The 13,821-nt window shown below is 54.3% G+C and carries 12 protein-coding genes and 1 pseudogene; 4 read left to right on the top strand and 9 right to left on the bottom strand.

The window, feature by feature from the left end:
• Nucleotides 1–253: 253 nt before the first annotated feature.
• A complete protein-coding gene (locus IRZ24_RS08845; protein ID WP_297162709.1) occupies nt 254–1,300 on the top strand; it encodes a sensor histidine kinase in 1,047 nt (348 codons plus the stop codon).
• Between the two features lie 73 nt (nt 1,301–1,373).
• Here the strand turns inward: IRZ24_RS08845 and IRZ24_RS08850 are convergent, their stop codons facing one another.
• The 3 genes from IRZ24_RS08850 to IRZ24_RS08860 all read right to left on the bottom strand — a co-directional run bounded on the left by IRZ24_RS08850 (nt 1,374) and on the right by IRZ24_RS08860 (nt 3,908).
• Nucleotides 1,374–1,760 carry a FixH family protein gene (locus IRZ24_RS08850; protein WP_297162712.1) on the bottom strand — a complete coding sequence of 129 codons (387 nt, stop codon included), beginning with the start codon at nt 1,758–1,760 and terminating at the stop codon, nt 1,374–1,376.
• Between the two features lie 6 nt (nt 1,761–1,766).
• Nucleotides 1,767–2,444: a copper resistance CopC family protein gene (locus IRZ24_RS08855; RefSeq protein WP_297162715.1), complete on the bottom strand. Its 678-nt coding sequence runs from the start codon at nt 2,442–2,444 to the stop codon at nt 1,767–1,769.
• Between the two features lie 336 nt (nt 2,445–2,780).
• Nucleotides 2,781–3,908, bottom strand: a complete 1,128-nt coding sequence (locus IRZ24_RS08860) for a hypothetical protein (protein ID WP_297162718.1) — start codon at nt 3,906–3,908, stop codon at nt 2,781–2,783.
• A 335-nt stretch (nt 3,909–4,243) separates the two neighbouring features.
• Here IRZ24_RS08860 and IRZ24_RS08865 point away from each other — a divergent pair, with 335 nt between their 5' ends.
• Nucleotides 4,244–4,555 (top strand): metal-sensitive transcriptional regulator, encoded by a 312-nt coding sequence (locus IRZ24_RS08865; protein WP_297162721.1) that lies wholly within the window; start codon nt 4,244–4,246, stop codon nt 4,553–4,555.
• A 23-nt stretch (nt 4,556–4,578) separates the two neighbouring features.
• Nucleotides 4,579–4,800, top strand: a complete 222-nt coding sequence (locus IRZ24_RS08870; RefSeq protein ID WP_297162723.1) for a heavy-metal-associated domain-containing protein — start codon at nt 4,579–4,581, stop codon at nt 4,798–4,800.
• 195 nt (nt 4,801–4,995) lie between these two features.
• Here the strand turns inward: IRZ24_RS08870 and IRZ24_RS08875 are convergent, their stop codons facing one another.
• On the bottom strand, nt 4,996–5,487 hold the full coding sequence (locus tag IRZ24_RS08875; protein ID WP_297162726.1) for a pyridoxamine 5'-phosphate oxidase family protein: 492 nt from the start codon (nt 5,485–5,487) through the stop codon (nt 4,996–4,998).
• Nucleotides 5,488–6,015: 528 nt separating this feature from the next.
• Here IRZ24_RS08875 and IRZ24_RS08880 point away from each other — a divergent pair.
• Entirely contained in the window at nt 6,016–6,954 is a 939-nt protein-coding gene (locus IRZ24_RS08880; RefSeq protein WP_297162729.1) for a hypothetical protein, read from the top strand.
• A gap of 737 nt (nt 6,955–7,691) precedes the next feature.
• Here the strand turns inward: IRZ24_RS08880 and IRZ24_RS08885 are convergent.
• The 5 genes and pseudogenes from IRZ24_RS08885 to IRZ24_RS08905 all read right to left on the bottom strand — a co-directional run.
• The gene (locus IRZ24_RS08885; RefSeq protein WP_297162732.1) at nt 7,692–10,469 is read right to left on the bottom strand and encodes a TraC family protein; all 2,778 of its coding nucleotides are present in this window, start codon (nt 10,467–10,469) and stop codon (nt 7,692–7,694) included.
• Nucleotides 10,463–10,858 (bottom strand): PrgI family protein, encoded by a 396-nt coding sequence (locus IRZ24_RS08890; protein WP_297162734.1) that lies wholly within the window; start codon nt 10,856–10,858, stop codon nt 10,463–10,465. Before IRZ24_RS08890 ends, IRZ24_RS08885 begins: the two co-directional genes overlap by 7 nt.
• Nucleotides 10,859–10,875: 17 nt before the next feature.
• A complete protein-coding gene (locus IRZ24_RS08895) occupies nt 10,876–11,130 on the bottom strand; it encodes a hypothetical protein (RefSeq protein WP_297162736.1) in 255 nt (84 codons plus the stop codon).
• A gap of 31 nt (nt 11,131–11,161) precedes the next feature.
• On the bottom strand, nt 11,162–11,944 hold the full coding sequence (locus IRZ24_RS08900; RefSeq protein WP_297162739.1) for a hypothetical protein: 783 nt from the start codon (nt 11,942–11,944) through the stop codon (nt 11,162–11,164).
• Nucleotides 11,944–13,821 (bottom strand): annotated as a pseudogene (locus tag IRZ24_RS08905) (hypothetical protein); the annotation flags it as partial. The pseudogene IRZ24_RS08905 and the gene IRZ24_RS08900, both read right to left, overlap by 1 nt.

The raw sequence follows: 13,821 nt of genomic DNA on the forward strand, positions 1-13,821 counted from the left end.
TTGCTCTCTCTTTCTCCTTGCCTCCTCCTGTCTGCAGTATTTTATATATTAGTAGGTAGTGTTGGGGAGAACCGGTCGCCAACTGGGGCCGGGAGGAAAAGGCCAGCCTCTTCCAGGCCGCGCCCTAGCCTGACCTTATGGCATGGGGCTAGTAACCAGCGGTCAAGATGGCAACGCAAGCCGCTCTCCACTTCCCGCTCTGCACAACAATCCGAGTCTGCTGCTCATAGAGCATGCCAGAAAGAGAACGACGATGCGGATCATCTGGGAATGGCTGCGGCGCTGGCAGCTCTCTCTCTTCGAGAAAGTGATTCTTACCAATAGTCTGCTGTTGTTGGCGGAGGCCGTTGCTGCCCTCTGGGTGACCAGCCATGCGCTGGAAGCCCATCACTTTTTCATTGATACTGCGTTTTTAGTTGCTGCCACCTTACTCAGCATCGCCATCAATGCCTTGCTGTTGCGAGCCAGCTTCCGGCCCCTCTTCCGTCTACTGGAGATTATTCGCCAGGTCACTGCTGGCAAGACTGATGCGCGAGCTGATCCGGCCGCTGCAGATTCCGATTCCGAAGTGGGCCAACTGGCTGCGGCCTTCAACACGATGCTGGATCGGCTGGAAGATCAGCGCCGCCAGCAGTCGGCGCTGATTTTGCAAGCAAGAGAGGAAGAGCTACGGCGCGTTTCACGCGAACTCCATGATGAAGGCAGTCAGAATCTGACCGCCATCCTGGTCTACTGCGAAATCCTCCTGCGCACCCTGGAAGGCTTACCCGCTAGAGCCATTGCTGACGAGACGCGTCAGCAACTCATAACCGGTTGCCAGCAGTTAAGCGAGCTGGCTCAGCGTACCCTCGACTCTATTCGTCATCTCTCACAGCGGTTACGCCCTCCAGTGCTCGATGATTTGGGGCTGGTGGCGGCCCTGCGCTGGCTGGTTGAGGATAGCCGTCAGCGTTTTTGCCTCCCCGTTGAGCTGACTCTCGAGGAGCAGGCTCTCTGGCAACGCTTGCCGCCCTCCTACGAGACAGCCCTCTTTCGCATCGCTCAAGAAGCGCTCACCAATGTAGCCCGCCATGCACGAGCTAGCCGGGCTCAGCTCGCGCTGCGCCTGACCTCTGATGCCATCCATCTCTCTATTCAAGATGACGGAGCCGGCTGTGATCCAGATCAGCGTAGCAACGGGCTGGGGCTGGTAAGTATGCGAGAGCGCGCAGCCCTCCTTGGGGGCAAATTGTACATCGAGGCGCGCCCCGGCCAGGGCACGCGTGTCGAGGCCATTTTACCCCTGCCTGCGACCTCATGAAAGCCCACTAGCCTATAGCATAGCTCGGCCTGGCCTCGCTGTCGCGTGACCCTGGGCCTGACCTTCGTGTCACTCAAGCGACTTCTAGATGGAGGATCTGTTGCTGTGGCATAAAGCCAGCAGCTCGTGCCTCAATCTTAATCGCCCAGGCGCCTGGCATCGAGAAAAAGACCTGCACACTATAGCTGCCGGGCCCCTCCTGCCGAATATAGATCGGGGTTGGCCCCATCACCATATCTGGCATCCAGGCGGACGAGGTTACCTGAGCCTTCTCAATGGGAATCCCCTGGGGATCAGTGAGTTGCAACTGTAGTTGTGCTGTCCCCACGCGCAACGGCGGCTGTTCTGCTAGATGCACCTGCAGCACAGCCGGAGCCTGTACCGGCCAAAGAGCAGCCAGCGTTAGAACCGCAGCGCAAGAAAAGACTAACAAGAGCCAGAAGATCGGGCGCACACGCATGAGTGCTTACCCTCTCGGCGTGGTATCCTTCTCCTCTTCACGCGCAATCTGACGGCGCATCTGAGCAAAGCTAGAAGAGCTACTGGCCTGACGAGTGAGGCTACGGCCCAACCCAAGACCAGCACCGCCACCAACGAGCAGACCAGCGATACCTGCCACACTGACCCACAATGGCAGGTTGCTTGTCCCACCCGCGCCGCTGGAAGAAGTCGCGGAGTTTGAGGTAGTGGACGACGGCGCGGGAGTCGGGGTCGTCAGCGTGCTACTCGCCCCTGCAGGTTTCACAGTAAAGATAAAGGCTCCCTCTGCGGGATCTCCGTCCTCCGCAGAGACAGTAATCCAGCGCACGATATAGACTCCGTTGCCATCCGGTTTAATACGGACCGACATTTCGCGCGGATTATTCAGAGGAATAGTGGCGTTGCCCTGGCTAATCAGCTCCCCACTTGGCCCATAAACGAAAAGATTGCTCTTGCTGGGGTCAGGATCCACATTCTCGGCAGTGAAGACCGTCACTGTCGAAGGCACCTGGCTGATTGTTGAGCCAATTTTCGGATTAGCATCAATAACCTTAGCATGAGCCGAAGCGGGGACGATACCAAAGAAAAAGAGTAATAACGCGCTTAAGAACAAGGCGCAACCTAGCCGGATCAAGCGCGTGCGCTTCCTGCGAGAAGATAGCATAGTCAGCATCCCCTCTTTATCATTTCCACAAGCAGTGGCTCTCTGCTCTGACCCTCTCAGTGCCCGACTAGAAGGTAGCGAACAGAGGGCAGTGCGTGGGCCAGACAGTCTCTGAACCTAGCATAGGGAGTGGCCTGAGCGCTGTCTATTGGGAAGAATCCCTATTTTTGTCACTGAGATCCTGTAAGGTGTTCGAGCCTTCGGGCTGGTCTCTGCTCTAAGCAGGAAGCGGGCCAATGCCCGAGGGAGGCGACTGCTGAGGAAAAATTGCAGAAGAGCCTCCAGGATAACCGGACTGGCCTGGAGTGCTGGCAGGGAGGGACCAGCTCAGAATAGCTAGTCAGTAAGAACCTGCCAGGAATAGCCTCCGTCCTGGCTAAAAAGCACACTCGCGGGGTAGAAGAAGGCTGCATAGAGCAGCGTGTCCCGTGCAGGCGAAAGCTGCAATGTCATCAAATCGCTGCGCGAGAAAGTAAAGCGCTTCTGCCAACTCCGGCCCTGATCGTTCGAGAACCAGAGATCGCGACCTGCTAGGGCATAGAGAGCATTCCCCTGAGCCGAGCTGACCAGACGTGTCAGTGGAATAGTTGGCGTAGGGCCGTTCAAATGAGTGATCTGCTGACTTCCATCTTGCCAGCGATAGAAACCTTCATCGGTGGCACAGAAGATGATGCGGGGCTGGGTTTGGGTCGCTGTCAAGCTCAGAACCGTACCGCTGATGCCCTGAAGGCGTTGCCAGTGGGCTCCATCATCAAGGGTTTCAAAAAGCCCCTGGTCTCCCCCGAGCAAGAGATGACGGGGCTGTTGCGGGTCGGTTAGAAACACTGGCGTCTGCATAGCTGAGAGCGCGCCGCTGGTAATTGGGTGCCAGTGGACTCCCAGGTCTAGCGTTTCGTACCAACCAGCGTAGACAAAGAAGGCGTAGAAATGACCTGCGGGACCGCCTCCTGCTTGCACTGAAAAGGGATAGGCTGAAGGTGGCAAATGAGGCGGATTGCTCAGGCGCCAGCTATTCCCGCCGTCGCGGCTGATGTAAACGCCGGGCTGCTCACTGCCGATACCGCTCGGTACAGCGATCACCGCGAGGACATTCGGGTCTCCCGGGGCAGGTGCAATTGAGGTCACCATTGCCGGGGCCAGCGCGCCCCGTTGCTGAGGCCAGCTCCGCCCTCCGTCTTGGCTAATGAAGAGGCCGAAATGCGTTCCCAAGTAGAGGCTGCGCCCATTATTTCCCAAGGCCAATGTATGTAAATGGGTCTCGGGATTCGAAAGAGGACGTCCTGGCACCGTTGGATCCGTCGCGCTGCGGCGATTACTCAAAAGCTCCCAACTCGCAGCTACAATCACTGCAATCACTATGATCGCCAAAAGCACATAGATGCCACGTCTCTGGCTCCTGCTCGCTTTCGGCTCCTGCTCCTTCAAAGCAGGCTCGCTCGGTAGGCGCTGTTGCGACGTCGCCATTGTTTCTCTTATCTTCCCCCGTGTGCTCAGGCTCAACTGTTCAGACTCCCAGACGAACGGACTCGGCCCCCACTGGCAGGGCAATTATCCACTGGCTAGGCCCGCTGACTGTCCCTACGAAAAAACATACCAATTCAGGTCAATAGGGAAGATTCCTGATGGCAGTCAAGTGATCTCTGGCTAGCTAGAGGGGAGCTGGTGGACCGACTGCTATCAGGGTCACGAGCTATCCTTCATCTCCCTTGACCCCTCCCCGGGGGGTATGGTATAGTGGCAGTAGGCAGATTCCCGACAGACAAGGCGAGAAATCTTTCAGCAGAAAGGAGCCAGTTGCTGTGCAGGAAGAGCGCCGTCGTGAGGTCTTAAAACGGCTCTCCTACATCAGGGGGCATCTCGACGGCATTTCCAAGATGGTAGAGGAAGACAAATACTGCGTCGATATCCTGCGTCAGAGCTATGCTGTACGTCGGGCGCTAGAGAAGGTCGAGGCGATCATTCTCGAAGGGCACCTGCATACGTGTGTTCCCGAAGGCATTAAAAGCGGGCGTGAAGAGGCAGTTGTTGCGGAACTCCTCCAGCTCTTCACGCTTGCGGGGAACCACCTCAAGACGCCGGAGGTCGGTGAATTACCTCCTGTAGAAGGATGATGGAAAGGACGCAGAGTAACGGCATGAATACCGCAAGCACTTCGGTAACTCTCGTTTCTCCAGACATCTCCTGTGAGCACTGCCAGCGAGCGATTGAAAGCGCGCTAGGAGCTTTACCGGGAGTCGCACAGGTGAGCGTTGATATCGCTAACAAGAGCATCCAGCTCTTCTATGATCCAGCTCAGGTCTCGTTAGAGCAGATTGAGAAGCAGCTCGACGAGATCGGTTATAGCATTGTGCACTAGAGGGTGGTCCAGGTCGCCAGGGGCCCTACTTGGGCCCCTGGCCGGGCAAGGCGAGACGAGGAGCAGGGTCTGGTCTTGCAGATCCTGCCCCTCGTCTCGCAAGTAGACTAATGTCGCTCGCTAGTTGGCCTTCGTCCTGCGTGGCTAGTATAGGCCCCGTCACCGGCCGCCCCTGTAGCCAGGAGAGAACTGAACCTAGTACGTTGTTGGTCCTACTGACCGCGGCTGCAAAGGAAAAGTTGCCTCGGTCTGGCGAGGCAGTTCAGTCAGATCAGTAATGCGCAGCCAGCGGACCTCTAAAGCAAGGGCTTGCACTGGAAGCCTGGCGATGAAAGAGGCTGCCGCCTGAGACTTCTGAATCAGCCGTTGACGTATGGTGGCGCTGGACTGCTCATCGTTGATGAAACGGGCCTCGGCCGTGGCCTCCAGCCAAGTAGTTGGCTTTTCAGGTCCGATAAAGATGCCTGCGCGTGGATTGCGCTGGAGATTTGCCAGCTTACGCGACGTTAGGATGAAAGTACAATAAAGCGTCAGTGTATTGCGCTCCTCGCTCAGCGGCTCCTCTGCGTAGAAGACACGTGTCACGTAAGGCTGACCATTGTCCTCTGTGGCGATTGCCAGTGTATCATGACGGGCAAGGAACTCATTAATGGTTGACCGTAGTCGGGCTTCGTCGTGTACATCCATGATCATTGTCCCCAAAGGTGTCTGAGCCTCAATGAGCTTCTGTCTGGCCGACTGCCAATGCTCGGTTCTGCCAGTAGCATACCGCAAGATGGCAAGAAGGGCCAGTCTTGTGACGCACTGAAGTCGTCAGGCTCGGGGCTAGTCTTGGCTGAGCGCTGCTCCGGAGAGCTGCATGGCAAAACCCTTAACCGAGAAAGGTGCCAAGCTAAGCCGAGCGAGAGGCTGGCCCTTGTTTCGAGCAGCGCCTTTTCGTTATGCTTTTAAAAGCGTACAACCCCTATTCAACACAAACCTATTTAGCAACACGAAAGGACCAGAGGCAGAAGCCCAATGAGTGAACGTTTTCCCTGCTGGTATCCCCTGCAGATCAGATTTCGCGACCTTGATCCATTAGCTCACGTCAATAACGCAGTTTAAACTGCGTTTTCAATTTGGCACTTTCAAACACCTTCCCATTACCATCGCAGAGCTGAAACAGCTCCTCTCGAAGTCCCCTAAGCGTTCTACCTCACAGAACAGGAGTGCCAAATGAACACCCGAGCACGGACGCCAATCAGCACCTTCGCCTCTCTGCAATGGTATGATGAGACCATTAAGTTTATCTTCAACTTTGCCGCGAAAACTAGCGAACTCTTGCTCGCCGCAGGCGTTGTTATCAGCTCCGCAAACTTTCTTACAGATGGCGCGATTATGCAAGATCGTAGCCCACTATCCGTCGCCTGGGCATGGGCGCAGGCGCTTGCAATCGACAGCAGCTTAGGAATCGTGTTCGTCAACGGCTTTCAGGCCGCGCGCGACCGCGACAAGTTTAAGGCAGCTATCTACTTTATCTTGACGGTGATGCTCGCTATGGTTGCTGGGCTGCTTACCCACTTCGATGCGCTAAGTCACGCTACCAACCTTCCCGTAACGGACAAAAGCATTTCAGGGGTCATTCCCCTCTGGGTATTGACTGCCCTGCGTGCTACTGCTGTAATCGGCTTCTTGCTCGTATCCAGGCTCAAAAATATTCACCTCAGCAGGCTGCATGAACATATCCCTCCGCCAGCGATGGAGGCAGGATCGGCAGCTCCGCAGCATACTATTACCATTGATTATGCCCAACTGGCGACAGCGATTGTAGAGGTCTTACAACAGCGGGCAAAGTCTGCAAATTCCCCCGCGGACGCTGAAGAGACGCCATTGTTTCCGCTTCTCCAACTCGCGAGTGTACCAGCAGTAGCAGGGTTGGAAGCTGACCAACCCTCGAGACCCCCACGCCAGAGACGAGACGCGGATGCAGCGACCCGCATTATGCGCGCCTACGCAGAGATCCAAGAGGAGCGTGCACAATCTCAGGAACACAAACCTATCTCAGCTCGCGACCTCGCGAAGCGAGCTAGGGTGCGCCGTTCGGCATGTAGCGCGTGGCTTCAGGCTCACATAGCCACCCAAGTAGAAGATGATGGGCGATCGCTGGCTGACTGATACTAGCCATCCAGAAGGCGAGAGGATGCAGGATCAATCTGTATCCCCTCGCCTTTGATTGATTACGGTTGGATTAGAATTGTGCAGCGTGGCTTGAGGAGGAGCGGCGCGAGTATCATCGACTGAAGTTTGAGATGGTCGAGTCATTAGACTCATCAGATAGGGACAGATAGAGGCTAAATCGATACCCCGGTCTATAAGCTTAGCACAGCGTAATCCTTCCACCTTGCCAGCCAGCGCCGCCGGATGCCGGGGCGCCGCTCCTCTGCTTTCGGCAGATTCTAGCGATCCAGGGGTGAGCCTGCCTCGTCAGCACAGAAGCGAGCAACTGACGCTGCTCGCTTCTGGAGGGAATCTAAAATCTTCTGCGGCGTGATCCCCTGAGTATCCCAGGTGGGTTCTCACACCTATCAAGGCCAGGCCCGGTGAGCGCTCTCTGATCAGCATCGGGAGGCGAGAAGGTACGGCCTCAGAGAGTCATCCTTTAATGGAAATGACACGGCGAGGCCAGCTCCTACACCTACTTCGGCCCTATAGTGAGAGGCCTTTTTAATGGACGCAGTGCGCAATGAGCAGGGCTAAGGCAACAAGTAGGACTGTTAGAGCAACATAGCCCATACAATACATCTCAGGAGTCTCATAGTTTTTGAGACGCACCAAGCAGTACCAACAGCGATGCTGGGAGCTAGGATAGGCTCTACCACAGACCGGGCACATCCGCATAGCATGCCTCTCTTTTAGAAACTCACACCGTCTTCTGTACCATTGCTGGTTTCTTCCTGATCGGGGTTGTAGATATAGGGAAGCACAACATTAAATTCGTTGCCCGATCGCTTGATAGCCAGGGCTTCCTTTTGCTCGCGCGATGCAGCCGTAGCGCGCTCCTGTAATCGCGCCTGTTCTCGCCTCAGAAGTTCCTTCGGATCAGTGCAAGCAAGCTGATCTTCCAGGTCAGAAGCAACCACTTGCAGCGGGATATGCGATTGACGGCAGAAGAAAAGCCCTTCTCCCTTCCCAGCACCAAGTAAAAACTTGCGCTCCTCATCAGAGAGCTTGAAGGCATTCACGACTGCGTCAATAGTAGTGCTGTCCTGTTTCATCAGGAACTTTTGCGAGGCATTGAGTAAGATTGTCCTCCCTGATTCACTGGAAAGAAAGTCTTCGACATTCTGTGTCACTAAGCGCAGATGCAGGTTGTACTTTCTGGCACGGCGCGAGATACCGGCAAGGAAGCGCCCGCCCTCTGGAAAAGCCATCAATACCCAGGCCTCGTCAATCAGTAGCATGCGCGGCACCGGTAGCCGATCTTTGCGCGCCTGTGACCATACGAATTCTGTAACCAGATACAAACCCACAGGTTGCAAAGCCGGCGGCAGGTCCTGAATGCTGAACACTGTGAGCTGGTTGTCGAGATCGACCTCGGTTTTTGCGGGGAAGCTGGGAAGGTAACGTAGCAGCCGATCAGCGAGGCCGAAGGTATCGCCCTCGGCCATAATCAGATCATAGATCCTCTGCATGTCGGGTGATGCTTTGTCATGAGTTGCGGGGTCAGCGGTGATACCCTTCTCCGCATAAGCCTGCGTTATGATCTTGCTTAGATAACCCTTTTCTCGCTGGCTCAGGACGCCGGGTATCTGATCAGCGAGCAACAGATCAAACAGGACTAGCAGACTCTGAAGCTTCTCTTCTAAGGCATTGCGCTCAGCGCCCTGGATTCGCCCCAGATCAAAAGGATTCATAGCCAGATTACCCGGCGATAAGCGAATATATGACCCCCCAAACTGCTGACAAATCGGAAAGTATTCCTCCCTGTCAGGATCGATGACAATGGCCTCAAAACCGGTTAATAGGGAGCGCATCAAGTCAATCTTTCGATAGTAGGACTTGCCTGCCCCCGACCTAGCGAAGACCAGCTCGTGGCCATTTTCTAATTCGTCGCTTGTCGGATCGATAATTACCAATCCTCCACCAGTCGTCAGACCTACGAGCGCCCCTGGTTCCGTCGAGAGATCCGAACTACAAAAAGGGAACGCTGCGACAACGGTCGAAGTATCAAACTTGCGTGCTCGCTTCAGCACATCGCGCGCCTCCACGCAGGTAAGCCAGGCTTGCAGGTGTTCATATTGCAAAGGAACACTGTGCATCTCTAGCCCACGCAGCAGCGAGGTAACTTTTGCGTCTCGCTCCTTTAGGGTCTGACGCGATTCGGCCCGTGTACATACGTAGAGCGAAAATGCATGCACCAGCTCCGCTTTCTGAACCAACTTATCTCTCAGATCCTCAGTTTCGGCTCGTGCAGCAGCAATGTAGGGATCTTCTGTACGCCCATGACGAAGCTCTAGATGCTGTGTCGCTCTATAGCCGGAGATAGCACGCGTGAGGGAACGCACGTAGCTTACTGAATCAACTGTCTCAATAAAGAGAACAAAATCAATATAAGGCTCGTCGATGCTCAACAATCGATCAAACCAGCCTCCAACTGCAACAGCGGGGTATCCGATAACTGCTCTTGCCCGCAAGTATTCATCGCCAGCGTTGTGATGTATCTTGATATAGTTCGGTGTCTGTTCAACACTGGCAGGCTGTATCAGTTCCGGGAGACTGATTAGATCAGGAATGTCAGCCGAGGCAGCATCACGGCGCTTACTCTGTCGTCTCTTTTCCTGGACAATTTTCTCACTCGACTTCCAGACCCAGCGCCGCAATTTTTTTGTCGAAGGAGCTGCCTCTCGCTCTTCTGCCCTCTGTGTCAATTCCGGCAGCTTCCCCAAGACCTCCAGTGCATCGAGTGCATCGACAGGGGGCTGGGAAAAAGCACCTTGTTGATAGGCATGTGGCAGTTCTGCGCGAGCAGGGTAATCAAGCGTATACAGTACGCTCCGAGGAAGGTTAAATTCCTCCCGTGTATAGACACATGAGAGGTAGTAATATACCAACTCTTCAGAGTTCAGGCGGCGAGCCATCAGGCCAGCTCGCGCCAAGCCAGTAATTACATCCTGTGTTCTACGTGCCAGATCTGCCCGTGCCTGATCGAAGACCTCAGCCGGAAGCAGTCGCCGGTAGACTCCTTCTTTGACATTAATTTGGATGAGCACGCGCACATAGAATTCACGTTGCAGCAGCGCGCGTTGGCTGGCAAGTTTCTGGACGAATGCTTTATGGTCAGCAGCCATCGCCTTATACAGATCTGATTTTTGCGTCGCTGCTACCTCATCCAGTTTATCAAGATATGGCTGGAGATTATAGCGCGCAGTCCGGCAATGAATGCTAAGAGGCTTCTCTTGTGGTGAGATCCCCGCGAGGAAGGCGCGGAAGCCTTCCAGTATCGCCTCTTGCTCACCATCACTCATCAAAGGAAGGTTCACCGGCTCCACGCGGACGACAGCCATATATTCCCGCTGATGTTTCTGTTTTGTCAAACTTCTCAGGCACATGACATCATCGCGTATTTCTCGCAGAGTTAGCAGTCGGAGAACATTCCCCCTGTTGGCGATCTTCCTGGGTATGGCTACCATTCTGTTTCCTCCTTTTGCTCAATGCCCTTCTGCTGTAGCTCGACAGCATGCTGGCGATCAGACAATTCAAACGCATCAGGTTTATTGAAGTGCCAGGTGTAGATTTTAGGCTGGAACGTATATAGCAATACCACCAGCACCCATTCACCAAGCCCTCGACTGTGGATACGGACCAGCGCCAGGGCCACGCCTGCTAAGAAGACGGGTAGTGCCCCTGCTAGTCCGAGCACTAGAGCTGGCCCGGCTTGAGGAATGACCATAAAAATGTCGTTGAATACCGCGTAGGCCATGCAGAACGACACGAATAGGATCACGCCCTGGCGCATGCTCAAATTGAGGATAAATTTATCCTCAGTTTCCAAGTGATTCGGCACGCGGTGCAGATACATGAATGCCTCCTCTCGATCTAGGGTGCCACTGTAGGAAACATTTTCTGTACGATGGTGGAGATTGTAGGGGCAGCCATTAAAAGCGCGAATCCGATCAACATACCGAGCGCAGCGGCCTTCGCTATCGCCTGCTTATGCTCGTTTCCAAACGAGGTGAAAATTAAGAGAGCAATCAACGCGATCATGCAGGCCAGCAATGTGATACCTATTGCCTGGCAGAACGAGACAAAATTTCCTGCAACCTGAGTAAAATGCGTCATATCAGGATTCATTATTAGATGAACCTCTCTTCTTTTTTGACTCTTAATCTGTAAGTGCCGCCACATGGCGAATGTAGCACTTAACAGTGTAATTATCCCAAATTGCCATGTGCAGATGGCCGTTGGCGTCCTGATAGAGTGGTTCCTGATTGATAGGCCCCGGTCCGTTGGCCTGGGCAAACTGCACATAGCCTGGTGTCCCGTCCTTCGGTGGTTGTACGTCAACTACCAACATAACATGGCCAACCCCACCGAAGTAGGGACTGTCAAGCACGATGATATCGCCTGGGATGGGCATACTATCAGGCGAAAGCTCCTCATAACCAGGTGCATGAAGATAAGCACCAGAGGTGTAGAAGGTGATTGCCGTGCCAACATAGGGTAATGGCTGACCAGCGAGGCCGTAGGCTGCGCTGATCAGCATAACGCACTGTAAATTCCCCTGTGCCCAGGCAGCACAGCCACCACAAGTGCGCTGCCAATAAGCAATGGCGTCAGGGATCATGTCAGCGTGGTACCAGCTATCGTAACCCTCGGGTGGGCCATTGTAGAGACCGGAGGCGATGTATAGTGCTGCATTCACGACTGCCTGATTCCTTTTGCCAGTCCAGTTGTGCGATGCTTTTGACAAAGAAAGCGAGCTGCTACTGTAGGAGGGGGTCGTTGCTGCTGATTTCCCATCGACTTGTAGAGACAGCGTGAGAAGCAGAGATAACATGATCACCAGCGAGACGACGACGACTACTACCCCACTGATTCCTCCGCCTGCTGCGGCGACGGCCAACCAGAAAAGATTACGTCTTCGCGAACGTCGAAAGTCTAGCATCAACACTCATCCTTGCTACTAGCATGATCGGAGTCCATCGGTCTCGGTCTGATAGATGGGCGAGGCACAGGACGCAAAGGTGTTTTTTGCCACCGCGCATTATTGCTTGTAGGAGCAGAAGAATGGCCAGCTTCGCGACTGCCAGGAGCAGATGAGGCGATGCTTGCACTTCCCTGCTTCTTAGAGGGATTGCCAGGACTAGTAGAGCTGGTCTTTGCCCCTCCAGGGCTTGCTACGCCTGGATTATTGCTACTCGAACCTCCTCTACCGCTAGAGACCTCCGGCCTGCCTCCCCCAAAGCCTGATCCGCCCGGTCTGGGACCAGGGCTACTTGAGCCACCAGCACCACCCCCACCTCCTCGCCTATCTCCGCCGGAACCATTAGAAGTGCTGGGACCTCTGCTAGTTAGACTAGGAAGAGGGAATAAATTCCTTCTCGCCTGCCTGTATGCATCGGCAGCGCTACCTACATAACCTGCTGTTCTCGATAGCGCGCCACGAGAAAGAGCGAGCGCCCCCATAACACCCGTGCCTAATGGATACGCACCAGTGCCAAGCCCCAGGTGGGCCATGAAGAAAAACAAGGCCAAGGTAATATAGAGGACTGCTAATGAAACAAGCAAATTCAAAAACGTGAGCTGGCCCCCTGTATTGTGTAAAACTGTCGCCAGAACTTTGCCGCCTATATCAAGCGCAGCTACTTGGACTGGCTGGATGAACACGAAGATGATGGCAGCACCAGCGGCCATCTTTGCCCAGCGCTGCGTTTCTCTCAACGTAGCGAAGAAGAAGAGAATTGGCGCGAAGGCAAATAGCATGTAAATGATCGCTATACGTGCTACCCCTTCGATGATCAGAAGAAAACCCATCAATCCGTAGAGAATCTGCAAAGACTCCGCTACTACGCCCGATGGGTGTCCATTGATAACCGTATCAAGCGAGTTATTATTAAAAATGCCAGTGAGGGCGTTGCTCACCTGGATCAGCATGATGAAAAACTGCTTGCTAAAGTATGCCGCCAATAATCCTAGTAGGACACGCGAGATCAGCTCCGCAGTATCCGCATAGGAGAGCCAGTTGATCGCTCCGATCATATACCGCAGCGAAGCATACGCGAGGACAGCAGGAACCGTGGCCAAGACGATGCTCCAGGATACCACCCATATCGTCAACAGGCCGCTTGATTTATCGTCCTGAAATGGCTTTAGTGGTGTCTGCCAGAGAAACCCAATCTGGGATTGTGCCCCCTGGTAGGCAGTGCGGATCGCTGCCGAGCCGGCATTGATCAACAGCCGCAGCGGTGCGCAGACATCGATGTGCGGATGCACAAAAATCAAATCCGGTACCCAGTCGCATGGCCCAGTAGATTGATTAGCCAGCCGCTTTTGCTCTTGCTGTTGTTGCTGTAAAGCCTGCTTTGTGTTCGGATCAAAGGAGCTAAGTGGTTGAAGGGCTACCGGCTGGTGCATGTACTTTGCATTCAGCAGATCGGAGGGCCATCGCAGTGTCTGAAGAACCTGTTGTACAGGCAAAAATGTTACCGTATCCCAGGTATAATGATCGTTACATAAACGATATTTTTGATAGTCTTGCCATTTCTTATTGAGGTAGGATGCAGGCCACTGAAAATCCATTTTAATTATATCGTTGCCTGCACCATAGGTTCCGAGACAGGACCCTCCAGGCCCGGAGCCACCATACATAGTTTGCCTGCCCGAGGCAGGATCAGCAGTCAATGTATCGACCGAACTAGAAGCAGGGTATGACGTTGCTCCATAAGCCCCCCCCAGGTTACTCTGCGTGAAGATCTGGGTAAATGAGCCGGGCAATGAGGGTCTTAGCAGGGCTGTCAGGACTAATGGCGCAGTGATTAGGAG

Source organism: Thermogemmatispora sp., assembly GCF_019683755.1.
Lineage (GTDB): Bacteria > Chloroflexota > Ktedonobacteria > Ktedonobacterales > Ktedonobacteraceae > Thermogemmatispora.